This is a genomic window from Vibrio sabulosilitoris (assembly GCF_055391395.1).
The window spans coordinates 749,899-770,554 of the sequence record NZ_AP029600.1 but is presented as its reverse complement, the minus strand read 5'-3'; the positions used below and the strand labels follow the sequence as shown (position 1 = coordinate 770,554).

General features: G+C 46.6%; 16 protein-coding genes. 12 read left to right on the top strand and 4 right to left on the bottom strand.

Translation table 11 applies throughout. The features are described from left to right. Nucleotides 1-157: 157 nt before the first annotated feature. From ACZ5R2_RS19125 to ACZ5R2_RS19095, 7 genes are all read left to right on the top strand, one after another. Complete coding sequence (locus tag ACZ5R2_RS19125) at nt 158-502, top strand: hypothetical protein (protein ID WP_464903020.1); 345 nt, start codon at nt 158-160, stop codon at nt 500-502. A 45-nt stretch (nt 503-547) separates the two neighbouring features. Continuing rightward, nucleotides 548-1,897, top strand: a complete 1,350-nt coding sequence (locus ACZ5R2_RS19120) for an HlyD family type I secretion periplasmic adaptor subunit (RefSeq protein WP_464903021.1) — start codon at nt 548-550, stop codon at nt 1,895-1,897. After that, nucleotides 1,897-4,140, top strand: coding sequence for an ATP-binding response regulator (locus ACZ5R2_RS19115; RefSeq protein ID WP_464919470.1), 2,244 nt, complete (start codon nt 1,897-1,899; stop codon nt 4,138-4,140). Before ACZ5R2_RS19120 ends, ACZ5R2_RS19115 begins: the two co-directional genes overlap by 1 nt. Beyond that, a complete protein-coding gene (locus tag ACZ5R2_RS19110) occupies nt 4,115-5,506 on the top strand; it encodes a TolC family protein (protein ID WP_464903023.1) in 1,392 nt (463 codons plus the stop codon). Before ACZ5R2_RS19115 ends, ACZ5R2_RS19110 begins: the two co-directional genes overlap by 26 nt. A gap of 22 nt (nt 5,507-5,528) precedes the next feature. Further along, nucleotides 5,529-7,139 carry an ABC transporter transmembrane domain-containing protein gene (locus tag ACZ5R2_RS19105; RefSeq protein ID WP_464903024.1) on the top strand — a complete coding sequence of 537 codons (1,611 nt, stop codon included), beginning with the start codon at nt 5,529-5,531 and terminating at the stop codon, nt 7,137-7,139. A 3-nt stretch (nt 7,140-7,142) separates the two neighbouring features. Further along, entirely contained in the window at nt 7,143-9,281 is a 2,139-nt protein-coding gene (locus ACZ5R2_RS19100) for an ATP-binding cassette domain-containing protein (protein WP_464903025.1), read from the top strand. 96 nt (nt 9,282-9,377) lie between these two features. Next, entirely contained in the window at nt 9,378-9,716 is a 339-nt protein-coding gene (locus ACZ5R2_RS19095; protein ID WP_464903026.1) for a hypothetical protein, read from the top strand. Between the two features lie 223 nt (nt 9,717-9,939). On the opposite strand, the gene ACZ5R2_RS19090 is transcribed toward ACZ5R2_RS19095, so the two are convergent. Continuing rightward, nucleotides 9,940-10,842 (bottom strand): sigma-70 family RNA polymerase sigma factor, encoded by a 903-nt coding sequence (locus ACZ5R2_RS19090; protein WP_464903027.1) that lies wholly within the window; start codon nt 10,840-10,842, stop codon nt 9,940-9,942. Nucleotides 10,843-11,234: 392 nt separating this feature from the next. On the opposite strand from ACZ5R2_RS19090, the gene ACZ5R2_RS19085 reads away from it, so the two are divergent. The 3 genes from ACZ5R2_RS19085 to ACZ5R2_RS19075 are packed head-to-tail and all read left to right on the top strand — an operon-like array spanning nt 11,235 to nt 15,964. Next, nucleotides 11,235-14,408 (top strand): response regulator, encoded by a 3,174-nt coding sequence (locus ACZ5R2_RS19085; protein WP_464903028.1) that lies wholly within the window; start codon nt 11,235-11,237, stop codon nt 14,406-14,408. A gap of 16 nt (nt 14,409-14,424) precedes the next feature. Further along, nucleotides 14,425-14,898, top strand: coding sequence for a hypothetical protein (locus ACZ5R2_RS19080; RefSeq protein WP_464903029.1), 474 nt, complete (start codon nt 14,425-14,427; stop codon nt 14,896-14,898). 1 nt (nt 14,899) lies between these two features. Continuing rightward, a complete protein-coding gene (locus ACZ5R2_RS19075) occupies nt 14,900-15,964 on the top strand; it encodes a porin (RefSeq protein ID WP_464903030.1) in 1,065 nt (354 codons plus the stop codon). A 79-nt stretch (nt 15,965-16,043) separates the two neighbouring features. On the opposite strand, the gene ACZ5R2_RS19070 is transcribed toward ACZ5R2_RS19075, so the two are convergent. Beyond that, nucleotides 16,044-17,354 (bottom strand): ABC1 kinase family protein, encoded by a 1,311-nt coding sequence (locus tag ACZ5R2_RS19070; RefSeq protein ID WP_464903031.1) that lies wholly within the window; start codon nt 17,352-17,354, stop codon nt 16,044-16,046. 129 nt (nt 17,355-17,483) lie between these two features. Here ACZ5R2_RS19070 and ACZ5R2_RS19065 point away from each other — a divergent pair, with 129 nt between their 5' ends. Continuing rightward, the gene (locus ACZ5R2_RS19065; RefSeq protein WP_464903666.1) at nt 17,484-18,350 is read left to right on the top strand and encodes a DMT family transporter; all 867 of its coding nucleotides are present in this window, start codon (nt 17,484-17,486) and stop codon (nt 18,348-18,350) included. A 128-nt stretch (nt 18,351-18,478) separates the two neighbouring features. Here the strand turns inward: ACZ5R2_RS19065 and ACZ5R2_RS19060 are convergent, their stop codons facing one another. Then, nucleotides 18,479-19,042, bottom strand: coding sequence for a sugar O-acetyltransferase (locus tag ACZ5R2_RS19060; RefSeq protein WP_464903032.1), 564 nt, complete (start codon nt 19,040-19,042; stop codon nt 18,479-18,481). A 386-nt stretch (nt 19,043-19,428) separates the two neighbouring features. Here ACZ5R2_RS19060 and ACZ5R2_RS19055 point away from each other — a divergent pair, with 386 nt between their 5' ends. Continuing rightward, nucleotides 19,429-19,635, top strand: coding sequence for a hypothetical protein (locus tag ACZ5R2_RS19055; protein ID WP_464903033.1), 207 nt, complete (start codon nt 19,429-19,431; stop codon nt 19,633-19,635). A gap of 11 nt (nt 19,636-19,646) precedes the next feature. Here the strand turns inward: ACZ5R2_RS19055 and ACZ5R2_RS19050 are convergent, their stop codons facing one another. After that, nucleotides 19,647-20,576, bottom strand: a complete 930-nt coding sequence (locus tag ACZ5R2_RS19050) for a LysR substrate-binding domain-containing protein (protein WP_464903034.1) — start codon at nt 20,574-20,576, stop codon at nt 19,647-19,649. Nucleotides 20,577-20,656 lie beyond the last annotated feature (80 nt).

The window sequence follows — 20,656 nt, the reverse complement described above, 5'->3', positions numbered from 1 at the left end:
GATGAGCTCCAATAGGGTGGAAGTGCAAAATATTTCATAGGTAGTAAAGAAAACTAATCTCAAACTTCAAACTTTTTTGCCGCTTTGTCTCAGAAAATAAATTTGAAAAACAGCCAAATAGCTCCTTAATTGCTGACGTATGTTTGGAATGGAATAAGTGATGATAGATATGGAGCAGTTCTCCAAATCAATGGAGTTAAATCACAATGGAATGCAACTGCTTTTGCTGGATTATATTAACCACTTCAAGCAGCCCAGCAGCTACATTAATCAGCTGTACAAGCACGAAAACTATTTTGAGCTGATGACGTACTCCAAGAAACTAAAAATGACGCTTGCACTATTTAGTGACGCTGACACACCGATAAAACTTGCGAGGCTTGAGCATCTAGCCAGACACGAGTTCTATCCGCCTGAGGAGCTGATTCGAGATATTCAGCTCGATTTGGCGGTGGTTGAGCATCAAATCCGCTCATTGTGTACCGAGCTGGCTAGTGACTGATTGACACCAAGCGATCAAGTTTGACCTGGTGATTGAGGAGAGACAGTGAGCAAAAACCCAATTGAGCAGCACTTAAAAACTGCCCTCATCTCCAGTGGCTCAACCGATGGAGATAAAGTGGATGACAAAGTAGTCCTGTCTAGCACGATGACCGCCGTGCACAAAACACTACTGGTCATCTTCCTTTTGATCATCATCGCTTTGGCCGTCGCTTCACAAGCACGTATCGATATCGTGGTTTCGGTGCGTGGAGAGCTGCTGCTCGATTCTGATATAGAAAAGGTGCAACATCTTGAGGGGGGGATGTTAGAAGAGCTGTTAGTTAAAAAGGGCGACCTTGTTTATGAGGGGCAACCGATAGCGAGACTAAAAGCACTTGAGCGCAACAGCCAATTGGATACGGTTAATACCGAGCTAATCCAGTTACAGCTTGATAAAATCCGCTACCAAAGTCTGCTCGATATGGTTGAGCCAGACTTTTCCGCCTATCAAGACGAGTATCCTGAGTTCGTTGCCACCAACTTAAATACTTGGCGCCAAGAGTACAGCAAAAATCTCTCTAACGAGCAGTTGATCACCCACGATATCGAGCACAAACAAGCCTTGATCGCGTCGATGCGAGAGCGCAGAAAGAGCTCGGTCCATCAGTTAGGCTTGATTCGCAAACAACTTGAGATCAAAGAAACCCTATATAAAGAGGAAATGGCATCCTATGTCGATGTACTCAACAACCAGGTGCAAGTGTCCAATATGGTGCGCGAGATAGAAAACCTCGATGAGTCGTTGATGAATGAGGATTTTCAGTTGGCCAAGCTCGATAAGCAGCTGCTTGATTTAATTGAAAACCGCAACGCTGAATATCAATCGCAGATCATTCAAGCTAAAAAAGACATTAAGATTAAGGAGCTGCAACAACCGCAGCACTCGGACAAGGTCGACCGCCTAACGGTCTACTCTCCGATTGACGGACTGGTAGACAAGGTTCACTTCAACTTTAAATCAGCGATCGTACCACCAGGTGAAAGTATTGCTGATATAGCACCGCTTAACAATTCACTGCACGGAGAAGCCAAAATCCCACGAAAAGAAATGGGCTTTGTTGAGATTGGTCAACTGGTTAAGGTCAAGTTTGATACCTATAACTTCGCCAAATTTGGTTTTATTGAAGGTACAATAACTTCAATCAGTCGCTCATCTTACGAGGAGGAAGATACAGAGTTTTATCTTGCTGCTATTGAGTTAGACCGCAATTATCTTGAGCGTGCAGGGGCAAAATACAATCTATCGCCTTATATGGAGTTTACCGCTGACGTCAAGACTGGCTCACGGCGTGTAATTGAATACGCAGCGAAGCCCGTCATGTCCGCCATTGAAGATGCCTTCGACGAGAGGTGATGATGGCTGAGGCGCAAAAACCCTTACTCACTCTTTCAGTTTACCGGATCAGCGTATGCTTGTTTGCGGCGATGGCTATTATCGCCGCAGGACTGTTCTACCAATGGAAACAAGTCACGCCACTCGATACCGTTGCCAACAATGAGTTAGTGATTGCCTCTCAAACCCTCAATGAAACACTTTCGTCTGTCACCCTTACATTGCAAGACTGCTTTGTGGTTGAAGATTGCATGTTTGCTGAAATCAACCAAAAGCTGTTCGCCATCGAGCAATCGCTCGATGAGTTAATTAAAGGCGCCTCCCTAGATAAAAGCAGCCTAAGTTTGGTGGGTGCGATTGAATACACCAACCTCCAATTGGCGCTCACGCGTTATCAACGCAGCGCTGACAGCGAATACATTACAACCAGAGAGCTGTATGACGCCTTGGTCACCGCCGGTGTTCACTTTGAGAAAAATCACTTAACCCTGACCCAAGCCCTGTTGGCAATGGAGTTGAGCAAAAAAGAACAGTATTACTACCGGCTCATGTGGCTTATTGCTGCATCATTAACTCTAGGTATCTTAGCGGCAAGCTTACTTTATCTGCGCCTGAATAAGTTTAAGCAAGGATCGGAAGATATTAGCGCTGGCTACCAACAATTGGCGAGCCAAATTGAACAGATGGACGCCTCGACACTGAGAGCGCAGCTCAATGATACCGCGTTAAACGTTTATCTACGGCAGATTTACTCCACTCTAAAACAGGTCCTTGAGGGCAGTGAACGGCAAAAGCAGGTAAATGATCTTTATAAACAACTTTATGCCTTAATCGGGTATGAGATCCGCAGCATCACCACAACCATCAATGGTGGTATCCAGTATTTGGTGCAGGAAACCGACGAGAGCGGTGTTGCGATGGCGCGAGACATTACATCAGCCGCTAATACGCTATCAGAGCTGGCAGACAACTATAATCGCTTAATCTCAAAAGGCGGTGATACTGAACAAAAAGACTTTGCCTTGCCCAGTGTACTATCTGAACTCGTAATCCACCTGCACTCAAAGACCTCACGCGAGCAAACCCGTCTCGAGTGTTTCATCGATAATGGCATCCCTAATCGAGTCCAGGGGCAGCCAACCCAGCTATTTTGGATCTTGTTTCTTCAACTATCTAGCGCCTTACAGGTGCAGAACAGTCAACACATACTGTTCAAAGTCACCTCCGGTGTCTCGAGTAGCGTTGAAAAAACGAAACTCACTATTCGCGTCTACTTTCTCACCACATCCAATGTCACCTTGAGCAAACTCGATACATTGCACTGGAGCCAACACACCAATCCACCGACAAGTAACGAAGAGCTGGCAAAAACCTTGCTGAGTGATGACAGCCAATTTTCAATTCAGTGGCTCCAATCGGGCAACCAAGTCTGCTTTCAATTGCAGATAGACCTGAGTGTCAAGAGCTACCTCTCCGATGAGACCAAGCTCGACAAGCGCCAGCTGCTGGTACTGTCTAACTCTCCGCTTCAGGTGGATATTTTACAGACTACCTTAGAGCAAACTGGCGCCACAATTACCGCTATCGATAGCCCCAATGAGTTGTTCAAGCTGGCGGGTAAATTTAAAGACTATGATGCGATCATTCTGACCGACACGCTGGATAACAAAAAACTACCCAGTTTCAGTAAAACCGTCAAAGCTCAACTTAAGGCTGCCCCGGAAACCAAGCTATTCCTTTCCGTTTCATCCGCGCAAATCGCCCAAGAGACCCTTTCGTTCGTTGATAAAGTCTTTTATCTGCCGTTTATCGGCTATGAATTCACCCCGGCTTTACTCACCGCACTTGAGACCGAGAGCAGTGAAGATAGTGCGCAAAATAGCTCGTTCCTGATTGTCGAAGACGACCGTGTCCAGCAGATCCTACTGAAACGGATATTGACTAGCCAAGAGTATGACCCTGATGTCGTTAATGACGGCACCGATGCTGTTGAGCATTACAAGCAACAGCGCACCGACATTATCTTTATGGATTGCATCATGCCCGGAATGAACGGTATGGAGGCTACAAAATTGATTCGAATTCACGAGCAAGAGCAGGATCTCATGCCCTGTACCATCATCGGCGCTACGGCACTGACCAGTAGCCAAGAGCACCAAGCGTGTATCGAAGCCGGGATGGACTTTGTGATCAGCAAACCCTACAAAAGCGATGAAATCGTCAAGGTGATTAATAAGTATGTTGCCGTTCAAAAGCTCTATTGACCCCTTGCTAGTGCTGCTCATTGCAGTCAGCTCAACTAGCCAAGCCACTACCCTGCTAGAGGCGGTAGAGCTGGGCCTGGAGAACAATATTTCCCTGCGCGCCAGTGCTAAGGGCTTAGAGGAGAGCGAAAACAGCATCTACGTCAGCCGCTCAAAATTCTTGCCCTCACTGACGGCAAGTGCCAATACTAACTGGAGCCGAAGCCACAGTAACCGCACCGGCGCGGTAGATGCCACCTCCTACTCTCACTCCAGTGGCGCAGCCCTCTCGCTATCACAAACACTGTTCAACCTCGGGGATATCTATAAATATCAAACGGCTAAACTGAATTTCAACACCGAAGAGCTCAATCACGACGATCAAATTCAAGCGACTATCGTCGAAATCGCCACCAGCTACTTTGAATACCTCAAAAATAACGCCCAAATTAGGGCGACCGAGGTCGAACTCAAATCATCCAATTCTCGCGAGGCACAAATGCGTCGCAATGTCGAGTTAGGCAATACCGCTGGCAGTGAACTTTATGAAGTCGTATCGCAAAAAGAGGAAGTGAGCAACCGGCTCAGAAGTTTAAGAAAAGACCGCCAAGTCATCCTCAACGATCTCGCGGTGCTAATCCAAAACCCGATCACCCCCTCGCAAGACTTGTACAGCCGTGCTGAGCTCGATGAGTTTGACCAACGGCAAACCCGGCAGTTGATAGAGGACTCGTTAAGATACAACAGCAGCGTGCTGATCTCGAAAAACACTCTGGATATCAGTCGCCAGAGTCTGAAAGAGAGCGGCGCCACCTTCCTGCCCTCCTTGTCGCTATCGGGCAGCTATAGCTATGACTACGCGCACAGCTTTGAGCCACCTGAAAATGATCTTAACGCAACTGGCAACTCAGATTCAGCCAGTGTCAGCCTCAACCTAAGTATCCCCATCACCTCGGGCGGCTCTGACTACTACGACTACAAGAAAAATGCCTTGGCCATTGAGCGTCAAGAGCTGTTATATCAAGATACGCTGATCTCGACCCGCAATGACGTTAACTCCCTGATCATGGACGTTAACGACCTGGCCCAATCGGTCGATAGCTTTGAGCGAATTATCCGCGCTAATTATGCCTCTTATCGTGGTATACAGCGCGCGCAACAATTGGGCACCCGAACCATCACCGACCTACTCGCTGCCGAAAGTAAGCTGTTTAATGCAGTGCGGGATTACCAAAACACTCGCTACGACTATGTGATCAACATTATTAATTTGGAGAAATCCAAAGGCTCGCTCTCACTGATCTCCATGCAAAATATGATGGACCTGATGACCGACATGAGTTCACAAAGTGATGAGGAGTTAATTCCAATGCACCTGTTGGAATAACGAGCGAGGGAGAAACAATATTATGCAAACTGAACACTTTTCACAAAAGATAAACCTCGCTGACAAGCTGTACCTCACCGCGTCAACGATCCTCTCCACCTTGCTTGGTTTGGTGCTGCCGTTTTCGATTTTGATTATCTTTGATCGGGTTTTGCCCAACCAAGCCAAAGATACGCTCTATTTACTGTTCGCCATTATCCTTGGCGCCATCTATCTCGACTATCAACTTAAAGCGCAGGAGGAAAAGATCTCTTCAGCGCTCATGAGTCAGTTCGAGACCAATCTGACTAACAAGGTGTTTCGCTCAATCTGTTTGGCTGAATTTTCCAAGTTTCGTACCCGTGAGCCGGGTGAGTATCTAGAGAGGATCGCAACGATTCCCGAAATCAAAGCCTTTTTTGGTGGGGAATCCGTTAGAGCCCTAATCAACTTAGCCGTCAGTATTATCACCATCGCCTTGATTGGAGTAATTAACCTTGGCGCTGGAATAACACTGGTCATCGCCTCAACCGTGCTGGCGATTGCTGCCGTACGATTATCAGAGAAAAAGGTCGCCAACTTACAGAGCAAGTCCGATATTGAGGGCCTCACCACCTCAAAAATCATCGAGATCGTGTCAAGCCCAATGGACATCAAGGCGCGCAATATGGAGTACCGAGTAGAAAGCTTGATGACCGAGATGATCAAAGAGCGCGAGACTGAGAGCATTAATTATGAGCAAATCGAGTCACACTTTGGCCTAGTCCTATCTCTTATTCAGCAGCTATCAATCGCTTGTGTGGTGGTGTTACTGGCATCGGCGGTCATTAACCTAGAATCCAGTCAAGGTATCATGGCCGCAATCATCATGCTCACCAACCGCTATTTCGCTCCTTACCAGCAAGTGATGCGCACCCTCAGTCGCTGGAAATTGAACAAAATGCACATCCAACGCATCGCTGAAGTGCTTGATCTAGTTGCAGATCAAAACCAACAAGACGAGGATATGGATGTTGAGACGATCAACGTCACGTTCCCCAATGGTAAGCGGATTGAATTGAACCGTGGTACCGCTTTTCTCTTGACTGGTCGTAGCGGAACCGGCAAAACCCATTTGTCCTCTTGCCTAGCAAGACAAAAACACGACCCTCAACTTGCCATCCTGATCAACGATAAGCCACTCGATAACATCAACTACAACGTGTGGAAAAACAGTGTCATCCTGATCAATAACCGCAGTACCTTCGTCGAGGGTTCGATCATCGATAATCTCACCTGCTTCAAGCCAAGCTCAAACACTGCGGCCTATTCATTGTGTGAAACACTCGGTATCAAGGCACAGATCGACAGCCTACCGAACGGCTTTTACACCGAACTGAGCGGCAATCAACGTATGCCATTTTCACGCCAAGTCGTCTATTCGCTGCTGGTTGTTCGAGCAATCCTTGCGGATAAGCCATTGATCATTCTGGATGATATTGACGCAGTCTATGATGAAACCTTTGTTAGAAAGATTCTCGCCTCACTGATTAGCCGTACGCAAAACAAGATCACTATCGTGGCAAGCAACAAGATTGACGCCACCGCCAAGCTGAAAAAGATCAGCCTCGAGCGTGAGTTCGCCACAACACAGAAACAGATGGTAGAGAGTTAAGTTATGGGTATCTTAGTCGATTTTAACAACATCTCTCAGCGCTTAGCGGACTTTGATGACGCTATGTATGATGAACGTTATCGCCACTCTCCGTTATTGCGTGGGCTGGCTTATTTGCTGATTTCTGTTGAATGGGAGGGCACACCCAGCTTGCTCAGTGATGCCTTTGTACCTGCCAGCAATGATACGGACGCATTTACCGAAACGCTGGAGAGAATGGGCTATCAATGTAATATCAACAAGCATCGCAACACTTTTGAGCTGCAGAGTTTCACTAACATCTGCTTCGTGAAAATCGAGAACTTGTGTGCAATCTTGGTCGGTCATCACGACGGTAAGCTGATACTTTTTGATTACAACAATAATACCAACTTCGAGATTGAAGCGAGTAACACCCCATGTACGACAATTTCTATTAGCGAGTATTCGCGCCTGTTTCGCGAGCCACCACCGGAATCACAGGATAAGTCCAACTGGATCAAATATTCGTTTTATCGTTACAACAGTGAACTAAAGAGCCTGATCATACTGAGCTTTGCCATCAGTGTCCTCGGCGCGCTGCAACCGTTTTTTATTATGAGCGTGTATAACTTTGCCCTCACCTCCAGCTCGGTGACCACCCTGTACTGGCTGACACTATTTGCCATTATCGTTGCCTTTGCTGAATACACCTTTAAAAAGCTCCGCGTCAAGATCATCAGTACCTCAGGGAAAGATCTCGCCGTGCACATCTCAAAGAACGTGGTGTCTAAGCTGCTGTGGCTGCCCTACTCAATGACATCCAGCGCTGGCGTATCAAGCCAGTTAGCTCGCCTTAAAGATATCGATAATTTCCGCCGCTTGGTCACTGCCGAATCGACCATGAGTTATTTTGATATGCCGTTTGTGATTGTGTTTATTATCGCTATTGCCTTTATGTCGGGCACCGCTGCCATCGTGGTGTTCACAGGCTTGTTGCTGATGCTGGTTTTCTGCGTCTACTCACGTTACCAATACACCCAAGCAACCTCAAAAAGCTCGCGAGCGAACGCCATGGTCTCCTACCAATGGAACGAGATATTACGCGGGATTCGCACCATACAGGGGCTGCCGCTGCTGCGCGTGATCCAATCCCGTTTTCGCGCTTGCCATAGCCAGAGTACCGATGATGCCGAGCGCGTTGCAGTAACTAATAGTAAAGTTCAGGCCGCCGGGGGCAGTCTGATCCAGGTGATAGGCACAGCCAGTATCGTAGTTGCAGTGGTGGGTGTGATGGATGGCACCTCAGATGCGGGTGCAATGCTAGCGACGGTGATCTTAGTCTGGAAGGCATTAGGTCCTATCATGGGGATCTACAACTCTATCTCAAAGTTCCAATCGTTAAAGGCCTCTGCCGCGCAGATAAACAACCTGATGGCACTCGGTGATGATAAGTTGACCCTGCATAAAAGCCCCCCTGTGCGTCAGTTTGAGGGCTTAATTGTTGGCAGTGGCATCACTCACCGCTATCTGGGTGCCACAACCGGGCTGACGAACCTCGGCTTTAAGATGGCGCCAGGCTCAAAAACCGTGGTGTCAGGCCCCTCAGGCAGTGGTAAAACGACACTACTCAATGTGTTAACCGGGATGGAAGATCGCTACCAAGGCGCTGTGTATTTCGATGGGTATAACATAAAGCAATTCAATAGTTTCCGTTTTAGAAAGTCGATTTGTCACATCCCTTTTGAGCTGCATATCTTCGATGGCAGCCTCGAAGCTAACTTTATTTTCCACAATGGTGTTATGCCGACCAAGCAAATGAACCAGTGGATTGAGTTCTTTGACCTTGGTTATTGGCTTAAAGAGGGTTTAAGTACCGAACTATCAATGGATATCGTGCAAGGCTTTCCCAACAGCGTCCAACAAAAGCTTCGTCTCGCTTTAGGGCTCGGTACGCTTGAGCAGCAAATCTACATCATTGATGAGCCATTCTGTGGATCAGAAAAGGAAAACGCCCACTATTTTAACCAACTCTTTAGCGACAAGTTACTCAAAAAAACGGTGGTCTTTTCGTCAAACGATACCAACCTAATCTCCTCAACCAACCTTAGCATGGTGTTGGAGGCAGACGGTAACAGCAAGTATTTTGGCCTTACAGACAAGTACTTAGCGAGTATGGGTTAACAAATTGTCACTTGTTAACCAATCTCATTTTTGAGATACTTTTGGTGATAGGATTATAGATATGAGCTTAGTTCAGGCTAGGTGAAACGGATTCATATGCGAAGAAGCAACCTTAAACAACACAATGTTCACCCTCCTTGCACTTGTAGCGACTGTGTCGACACTTACCGAACCAGCGCGAGAGAGGAAATCAGGGAAATCCTTGATATCTGGTATCACGAGGGTTTTCTCCCAAGTACCGGGCACAGTCACACTAAGCCAATTACCAAGGCAAAAGCCGACCGTGCCCGCTATGAGGCCACCATCGTCTTCTTACTCAAATCCAACCAATACAGAGACGCATTGCAACAACTCACCCAACACTGGCCGTATTGCAACGCCAGCCGAGAGGCACTCGAACAACTGGCTTGCCACGCTGATACGGAATTGCAATAGAAGAATCGAGAGGCGGGATCGGGCTTTGCCCTGCGAGAAGCGAGTAGCTCATCTCATTTGACATACCCCGATCCAGAAAAGAGTCGGGAAACTGGCTCAGGCATTGACATTCAAGTAAGGACTTATCCCCAACCAATATGGTTCTCGCTTCTCGAAGCGCAGCGATCTCGCCTCTCGCCTCTTCCCGATAGGGAAAAAAAAGAGGACTTCCGTCCTCTTTTTTTCAAACCCATCCATCATTCATAAGCCGTTTTTGTATCCTGTCGATGGCCTCTATTTGCAGTTGTCTTACTCGCTCGTTGGAGATGCCTAACATCTGACCTACCTCTGCTAGGGTTTTTGTAGGGGAATTAAACAGCCCATAGCGGTTGATAAGGATCATCTTTAGCTTCTCTGGCAGAGAGTCGATCACATGCTCAAGCGATGCGCCAAACTCTTGATCTTGAAACATATCCAGTGGGTCGACACAGGTTTCACTCTCACACTCATCCAAGGTAAGCGGGCGTGAGAGGATATCTGCGGTGGTTGAGGTCTCGATAAAGCCGCTCAATTTTACCAGCTCACTCACCTTCTCTACTGACATCTCGGCTTCATCGGCGAGCTCAGAAACCGAGCTGGCGTGTGATTCAGCCCTGTGAAAAGCAGAACTCTTTGAGGCGAGTTTATTGATCTCTTTGACCACATGTACAGGGATTCGTACTGTACGGCTGGTGTTCATCAATGCAGATTCAATACTCTCTCTGATCCACCACACGGCATAAGTTGAAAAACGATAACCCAACTCTGGATCGAACTTTTCAATGGCTTTAATCAGACCGATGTTACCCTCTTCAATCACATCAAGCAGATTAAGATTACCAAGATTACGTCGGGTGTAACTTTTGGCTATCTTTACGACTAAGCGCAGGTTAGCCTCAATAAGGGTATCACGAGCACTCACATCACCCGCACGATTGAGGCGTGCATAATGGTACTCTTCTTCGGGAGATAACAAATCGATACCCACTATATCAGAGATATAGTTGGAGTATGGATCATAGGAACGACCACTTGAAAACCCAGCCTGATTTTCTTCACGCTCTTCCTTGACCTGCTCCTTTGCTCTGCAACGGCTATTTCCTTCCATACGTTGTTCCCCTGAATCAACATTAATGTTTTTGATTCGTACTACCTGACCGATTCACCATCCATAGCCAGCTTGACAGCACGCCTTTTCAATACATCTACCATATGTCGCGTTACGCTTTTGTTAAGTAATTGTTTAAGCGACACTTGTAAATGAATTGCTACCCTCTTGTGGGGAAAAGCTTAGCAATATTAACAATGAGAAACACAAAAATCACTAACTTTTTACACATTTTGTTAACAACAAGCTCACTTTTGAGCTACCTAAAAATCTCACTTTTACAACTATAGCAAAGGAGGGGTGTTTTTGTGCTTTTTTTCCTGAAAGTGAGATTTTGTATCCTAGACTAATTCTTGTAGTAAACGGATTTATGCATTCTTTAGGTATTATTTATGACGTTATGGCACGATTTATCAGTAAGATATAAGCTCATAGGGCTGGTATTATTGCCAATTATCCTTGTGGCAGCCTTGGCATTCAATCAGGTACACGGGCTGCAAAACCAAGTTCAGGATTTAGAGAAAATCAAATCCGCCTCACAATTTATCGATCACCTCTCGTCATCAATCGTGGCGGATAAGGAGTTACTGACAAAACAAGATGCGCTACAACAACTGGACAATAGCCACACTATCCAAATCCCCTTGCTGCCTAACCTATTCCCCTCAGATGACCAATTGGCTGAGCGTATGGCAGAAATGCAAGACGCTGTTGAGTTCCTCTATGAGAGCGAGGATGCGTATGACCAATATGATGCTATCGAATCACAAGCCGACATCGTCGAAGAGTTGCTGACTAAAGTCGAATCTTTGCAACTCAATGCCGCCCCGCAAGACATTCAGAACGACCTTGGCGCTTTGGTCAGAATCGAGTGGTTGATGCTTTGGGGGTTGAAAGAAAACGCTTTGAGCCACCTTCTGTATAACAGCTATCTGCAAGAGGAAGAGTTTGATTCAGAAATCGCCGATGAGATACAAGCCCTAAGCCAGAACCAGCTTCTATACCTCGAGCGTTTTATCGCCCTAAATGCCGACGAACAGCAGGTATCACTGATGCTTGAAGTGTTTGGCAACCAAGTATTTTCACAAGGTCGCGAATTCATGCAGACCCTGTTAGAGGAAGAGCAAATCGCTGGAGTAGCCTTTGATCAGGCCCAAGTTGGCTTTTCAGTACTCGAGCAGCGGCGTGTACTTCTTGAAGGCGTCGCGGATAAAATTGAAAGTCAGCTACGCTCTGAGGTCGATCAAAAAGCGTCCGCGGCCAAAAACCAAATCACCGGCTTTACTCTGACACTCATCGTGATCAGCCTGGCAGTCATCATTGTGACAGTGCGCTTCTCTCGTCATGTCACCAACAACCTCAAATTAGTATTGGAGTATCTAATCGATGAGCGTACTCCAGATGGCCTTGCTCTCTCGTCACATATCAAAGGTAAAGACGAGCTCAACACCTTTGCCAACGAGGTGGAACGACTGACTGTTGAGCGTAAGCATGCGCAGGAGAAGCTCAAACACGCGATTGAAGTAGCCGAAAAAGCCAAAGACGACGCCATTATGGCAAGCAAGGCAAAAAGTAGTTTCTTGGCCAATATGTCGCATGAGATCCGCACACCGCTTAACGGTGTGATTGGTATCTCTGAGGTATTATCGGACACTCAATTGACAGCAACGCAACGTGAGTATGTTGACACCATAGAGACCTCGTCGCATCTATTGCTCACCCTGATCAACGATATTCTCGACTTCTCTAAGATTGAATCCGGTATGTTGATTGTGAGCCCTCACGCTTCAAGCCTAAGAGAAACTGTCTATGATCTCGCCTCAATTGTCATGCCAAAAGTCAAAGAGAAAGAGATAGATCTCAATATCAACATCAGCAATGATATGCCCTACAGCTTAATCATCGATGATCACCGTCTCAGTCAAGTGCTGATGAACTTCTTGTCCAATGCCGTCAAGTTTACCAGCGAGGGCACAGTCGAGCTCAGCGCTCAATGCCTTGAACTCTCCAATGACAACGCCAAGATAGAGTTTGCCGTGCAGGATTCCGGTATTGGTATCGATGCTGAGCAGCAACGCAAGATATTCGAGCCTTTCTCCCAAGAGGACAGCTCTACAACTCGTCAATTTGGGGGGACTGGGCTAGGCTTGGCAATCAGTACTCAGCTGGTTGAACTGATGGGGGGTAAGATTGCGCTCCATTCTGAAAAAGGGGTGGGTAGCCGTTTCAGTTTTGTCTTAGAGGTGCCACTTGATAAGCAAGACTACACACCGAAACACGCAATCAAGGCGCCGATTGTCTTGGTCGGTGAGCCCTCGGCGGCGTTAGAGTCTTTACTGCATGAGATGCAGGTTTATAAATTGCCCATCAAGCAAACCGTGAGTTCAATCTCTCAATTGGAACCCGATCTTACCAAAGCGCTTATCGTGTATCTTGAGCCCTCTGCCAGCCAAGCTAACAACCTAGTAGATGCCTTTACCCAACTAGAGGGCAACAATAACCGCGTCTGTTTGGTGCAGCACTTCGCCAGCCAAAATTTTGATTATAAAAACAGTATCTCTGCCCTGGTCACCAACCCTGTTTTTGGTCTTCGCCTGGTTAAAGCGATTGAGAATTGCGATAAAGCAATGACTCAGTCGGTAGCTAAAGAAGATAGCCAATCCGAGGTCAAACAACGCCTATTGATTGTCGAGGACAACAAGGTTAATCAGAAAATTGCCAGCTTACACGTGTCTCGCCTCGGTTTCGACTTTGACATCGCCAACGACGGTCAAGAAGCCATAGATATCATTAGTGGTGGCGCGCGTTACAACTTGATCCTTATGGATTGCATGATGCCGATTAAAGATGGCTTTGAGGCGGTGACTGAGATTCGCCAATGGGAAAAAGACACCGGTACCCGCAAGACTCCGATCATTGCCCTCACCGCCAGTGTGGTCGACGATGACGTCCAGCGCTGCTTTGATGTTGGCATGGACGGTTACGTGCAAAAACCGTTTAAAGGTAATCAGCTCAAAGAAAAAATCTTTGATAACATCGATGCGAGCGTATTACCGCTGGGAGTTGCGACACCCTCAGAGAATGGCGCCTCAGAGCACACGCCAAAGAGTGAAGGAGATAAGCGGCCAAGCGCCCCAACCAAAACCCCAGATTCACACAACGTCAGTGTAAAACCCAGTGTCCCGGTAGAGGACAAGAAAGAGCGGGTCATGCTCGTGGAAGACAACAAGGTTAATCAAATGGTGACCAGCCTGTTTTTGGAAAAGGCCGGCTACCAATATGAAATCGCCAACAACGGTCAGGAGGCAATTAACACCTATCTCAGCGGTAGTTTCGATATTATCTTGATGGACTGCATGATGCCAATCAAAGATGGATACGAAGCCACCAAGGAGATACGGGCCTATGAACAGCAAGAGGGTCTCAATCGAACCCCAATCATAGCCCTCACCGCCAGTGTTATCGATGACGATATACAGAAGTGTTACGACTCTGGTATGGATGCTTATGTACCTAAGCCAATTAAAAAGGAAAAACTCCTTCAGCAGATGCAAAGCATCGTCTAGCAGGGAGAGGTTAACTATGAAAAGACTTTTTTCGAGAACACTTTTTAATCGAGCAGCCTATTTAGCAGTGTTGTTAGGCATCGCTCCTCTATCCACATCCTTCGCTCTGTCTGCCTCTGAGCAGTTTGCGATCATCTCTCTTAACCCAGAGTTTGAGCAACTGAGTGTGAGTAAGGCTAAAAAGCTTTATCGAGGGAAAACTAAAAAACTTCAAGGCGAGCGAATCGAGCTGTCTGACTGGCCGGAAGGTACTAATGTGCGAGCCGACTTTTACAAATCTCTATTAGGCAAAACCGTCGCCCAAATGAATGCACACTGGGCAAGTTTGTCTTTTTCTGGAAAGGCTAGGCCACCCAAAGTCATCCGTGGTAGCGATGTCGAGATGTTGATCGATTGGCTAGGTGACGATCCCAGTCGAATCGGGTATGCACCTCTCGAATTAGTTCCTGACAATGCCAATATCATCTATGTAGTGGGCGCGGAGAAATAATATGAATAAGAATATCTTGCTATTATCGAGTTGGTTGCTCACTTGCCCTGCACTAGCTGCGATAGAAATTAATGATTATTTATCGGTCAGTGGCTTTGGTAGTACCTCTTGGGCGAAAAGTGACAATGAAACCCAATTGCTAATTAACCGCTATATTGACGATTCAAGTTGTTTTGACTGTGACACCACCTTGGGTGTTCAACTCGACTTTTACTATGAGTCATTTAAAGCCTCAGCCCAAATTGTTAAACGTCCACAAGACAGCTGGGATGACCCTGAGCTCGAATGGGCCTATATAGGCTATGAATGGGACGACTTTGAGTTTAGAGCAGGTCGCCTACGTTTGCCGTTATTCTTGAAGTCTGAATATTTCTATGTTGGTCATGCATACACTTATGCGCGTCCACCTACTGAAGTTTATAATTCTACACTTGGTATAACCTCGTTTGATGGTCTTAGCGCTATTTGGTATACCGATGTAACAGATTCTCTGAGTCTATCTCTTACTCCATACGTTGGTTTTAAGAAAGACAATGAAGCGAGATTCGACGACACCTTTCGTCTAGAACTAGAGACACAAAACCTTTGGGGGGTTAATGCTCTATTTACAGGGGACAACTATCGACTAAATTTGACTTATCTCGACTCAACTTATGAGTCGACGGCAATACTTACACCGCCACCTCCGTTCTACACTCCTGAACCTGACCGACAGAATGTAAAACTCTACGGGGCAGGTATTGAGTATGATTGGAAACAAGCTATATTCACCCTTGAAGCTCAAAAAAATGAAGAACGTGCGTCATGGTATACTGCGGTAGAATATAATATTGACAAATTCACACCTTATGCAGTTTTTGGTCAACAGTACACAGACGACAAAAAGTCCGGTAACAGTTTCGCTTTAGGGGCTCGTTACGACGTGTTAAGTAATGTGTCTATTAACGCAGAGTGGCAACGCTTTAAAGCACATAACGGTTACATTGGCGCGTTTAGTACTCCTAGGGGGCCAGTTAGTGAACCAGAAGCTAATCTATATACCATTATGTTGAATTTCGTATTCTAAATTGCGTTAGGAATGTCCAAAACAATATGAAGGAAGCCTTTTAGTACTAGCTACCATCGGTGCTAAAAGGCGACAAAACTTACTCTAGATGCGTTTTTATCAGCTCACCAATGTCAACACACGCTCCCAACCTAGCAGCAAGCATATACAACCCAGCAATCTTACGATGCAAAAATAGCGCTTCCACCGGGGGTGTATGCCAGTATCCCTGCTCCAAACTCAGCGCTGCTCCAGCATCGCGAAGCCTTGGTGCCAAATCGCTGGTGGCAAAGTTGTAACGCCCTTTCACTAACATCGGCTCGCAGGCAATCGAGACCAAATTAAGAATCGATTGTCTCTGCTCATCCGCAATCTCTTCACTAAAAAAACCTATCTGCTCTAGCGCGGCGTTAAGACCTTGGTTATCACTGCGCATTACCGCAGTGAAGGCCAACCGATAACCATCACAAATTCGTTCGTCGTACTCCCTTGTGGCGCCAAAATCAAGCAAACCAATCTGTTGAGTCTTTTCTAAGTAAAGGTAGTTGGCAAAGTTAGGGTCGGTTTGCACCAACCGATATTCAAAAATTTCTTTGAATAGCAGTTCGAGTAACTTGGTCATAACATGGTCACGGGTCGCCTGATCGTGTCCGACTAAGTCTTCGATAGCAATGCCATCGAGGTACTCCATCGATAACACACTATCGCTTGAGCATTGGCGGATAATTTTGGGCACAACAAAGTTGCTATCTCCGGCAAGTAACTGCCTATAACGCTCAGCAAATTCAGCCTCTCGCTGGTAGTCAGCCTCAAAATGAAGCTGCTGCTTAGCATCGTCAAGTAAGTCGGAATAGTTTACCCCTTGTGGGATCAAGCCCACCATGTTGAGCAGCGTACCAACGTTATCTACGTCACTATCAATACTCTCTTTAATCCCGGGATATTGGACCTTAATTGCCAGCGAGTCGCCGTTTTCAGCATAGGCGTGATGGACTTGGCCAATCGATGCACTGGCGACAGGTTTAAAGTTAAACGCCAAGAAATTCTGTTTCCAATGGGCACCAAGCCCATCTTCAAGCGCCTGTGTAAGTTGTTTTGCTGGCATTGGATTGGCCTCAGAGCGCAATCGCGCGAGAATTTCTGCCAAATCTGGGTCAATCAGCTCCCCTGCATCCATCGAGAGCATTTGGCCAAGCTTCATAGCTGCGCCACGCAACTGGGCAAGCTGATCCGCTAGATGACTCATATTATGTGGTGTCAGCACCAAGTCTTTCATATTGGGGCGTTGTCCTTTAAACCACTGTTTAGAGCCTTCTGTCACTACGTTTGTCGCCACTCGCGTAGCGAGGGATGCGAACTTACCGAAACGAGCTACCCTGTGTGTCGGTAGGTTGCTCTCTTTCATTAACACGTCTTTCATCAGCATAAGAAGCCTTCATCATCGATTAGTAATTTTTAGTTCCTACGCACGAATAACTAATAGGTAGCAAACCTCGTGTTGCAGTATCATAGCAACCCAGAGATTCCCAACCCTATCCCGATGATAATGATCAACAAAGGCGACATAATCATAGTTCTTACCACCCTGCTTGCTGCTGCAGGATGGGTGTTTTCAAAAGAGACGGTGCAAGAGATGCCACCGTTTATGTTTATTGGTACACGCTTTTTTCTTGCCAGCGTTTTCCTATTGCCATTTTGTTTTAAAACACTGCGTCGGATCCCACGCAACGCTTTATCATCAGCGATGGGGGTTGGGGTTGTCCTTGGGTGTGCGATTTTCTGTTGGATTTACGCCATCTCTATCTCAGATACCTTGGGTGAAGGCGCGTTTATTATGAGCCTATCAATGCTGTTCGTTCCCATCGTCGCTTGGATGATGTTCGGGCAAAGGCCCACTCGCCTATTTTGGTGGTCACTACCCATTGCTGCGCTTGGGCTTTTTTTGCTCTCTTACGATGGTGGATTCGTACTCGCGAGCAGCCATTTACTGTTTTTACTCTCTGCGATGGCACTGGCCGTTCACTTTAACCTCAACAGCAAATACGCCTCTACCATCCCACCACTGGCGCTAACCACTATTCAACTGTTTGTGATTGGAGTGATTGGTACACTGCTCTCAGCCGCGGTCGAGCAATGGCCGAGCACCCTCTCGGCAACGACACTGAAATGGTTTGCGTTGAGCGTATTGCTCGCCACCAGCATCCGCTATGTAATGCAAACTAGCGGACAAAAATTTGCCCAGCCAACCTCAGCCGCCATTTTGATGCTACTTGAGCCAGTTTGGACCGTAGTACTTAGCGTTATGCTGTACGCCGAAGCCATGCCGGCAACCAAACTTGTGGGTTGTGGACTGCTGTTGTTTTCTCTGCTGTTTTATCGCATGGGTAGTATGCGAAAACTCCACTAACGCTATCTTAGTTGGCGAGGGGCGGGTTACACTTCGTTCCGGGTTTCGAGGAGTTACCAAACAGAGGTCAATTTCGTAGTACGCCAACTTGTGATAGATGCAAGCTTGGGCAGTTGCGTCAACATTACTTACTGGTTGTTATCGATTGGGCGGATGATTTTACATGGGTTGCCTGCGGCGAGGACATTGGCTGGTATGTCTTTGGTGACCACGCTGCCAGCGCCAACCACTGTGTTGTCACCAATCGTGACGCCTGGGCAGACGATAACCCCTCCACCAAGCCAAACATTGTCACCTATGGTGATTGGCTGACCAAACTCAACCCCTTCGACCACTCGCTGCTGAACATCAAGGGGGTGACCTGCGGTGTAAATCTGTACGTTTGGCGCAAACATTACATTGTCGCCGATCTCGACAGGGGCGACATCGAGCACCACGCAGCTGAAGTTAGCATAAAAATTTTTACCAAGCTTGATGTTGTAGCCGTAATCACAACGAAAAGGGGGTTCAAGAAATGCTTGCTCAGAGCCTGGGATAAGCTTGTCGATCGCGCTTCGCCACTGTTCAGAATTGGGAAGTGAGTTATTTAACTCCATCAGGGTTTTACGACACTCAATACGCTCGTTGTATAAGGTCTCATCCCACGCATCATAAGCCTCACCGGCCAACATTTTTTCTTTCTCACTTCGCATTTACTTACTTCACTTGATAATGATTTCATTAGCTTGTCGCATAGTGCAGTGCAAAATACCTGACATCAACCCAGTCACACTATATTTATCTAAATGACAATCTGAGTCACATTGTTTCATTAAGTGGCCAGATTTCTGACTACCGCAAAGCCAAGTCTTGACGATGAATGAAATGAGATCCTGTGCCAATTAACGGATATACAACTTGGATAACGGCGTGCTAGATCCTAACTTTAATAAGAGTCGGGTTGCGCAAAATCGCCTGACTTTGCACAGACTTGACATAAACCTGTCCAAACCTTGTTTTGTAAATGACGTGCTAGACGTATGCTTTTTGTCCATTGAGAATACAAGGTCCCGCGATGAGAGCGGCCATGTGCAACCAAATGAATACAACAAAAGCGAGCAGCAGTGAGATAAGCCTTATGGATAACGAAAAATTCAGTGAACTCATTTCTCAAGTCGGCCGACTTTCGAGCGAGCAATTAATCCGTCTCGAGCAGGAGCTGCATTTACGTCGCTCTCAACCTCAAACTCTATTAACCGAGGATGAGTTAGACGCCCTTCAAGCCCTATTCCGCGACCAGGACTAACCGCTTCCGCCTCACGATTGGCTCTTGGCCCAGCTTTGCATAAAACCAACCAACTGATTGAGCCCAACGCTGCGAAACTTTTTTTTGTGCAGTACAATCGAATACTCACGCATCAAAGGCTTGTCTAACTTCACTCTCTGCAGCTTCTCCGCGACTCGACTCGCATCAAGCGATAAGTTTGATAAACAGCAAAAACCCAGCCCCGCACTGACGCCATTGATAATGGCTGTTACAGAGTTAAACTGATAGACCTCTCGCCAACTCGCAAGTGACGGCGAAACGTGTTTGATAAAATACTCTCGACTGCCCGAACCTTGTTCCCTCAGCAGCCACTTTTGGCCAGATAGCTGATGTAGACTGATTGCGCCATCGTGACACAATCTGCTATTTGGCGGGCAGGCAATCACCATTTCATCACTGGCAAAAGGCAACGCCACTAAATCTGAATGACTCACCTGCCCCTCAGTTATGCCAATATCTAACTTAAATTCCGCTACCTGGTCACATAAGGATTCATGATTGGTAATTTGTATATTTGAGTCAATCAAACCAAGTTTATCACCCTGCGTATCATCGTCCCGATGTTGCTCGTTCAACCCAGCTAAGATATAGGGTAACAGGTGATTACCAATGGTTTGACTTGCTCCAAGTTTCAACCCTGCTAGGGACGCGTATTCTCGTTGTCCTAATTGCTCGATTTCTGCGTGCCTTGCCAGTAACTCATCCGCTAACGGCTGTAACTGTTTACCTTGATGGTTTAGCTGAAGGCGATTATTTGTACGATCAAACACAGTATGTCCGAGCTGCTTCTCCAGCTCCGAAATCGCGATGCTGACCGCCGCTTTTGACAGACAGAGTTTTGCTGCAGCATCACTCAGGCTACCTGACTGTGAAACATACAAAAATATCGTCAACTGACGGAGTGTGATTCCTGAAGCCATAGTTAAATTCTGTTAAACATCGATAAAATAAGTTTAAATTTAATTAAACCTATTTTCCATGTATTATGCTTTCATTCTCT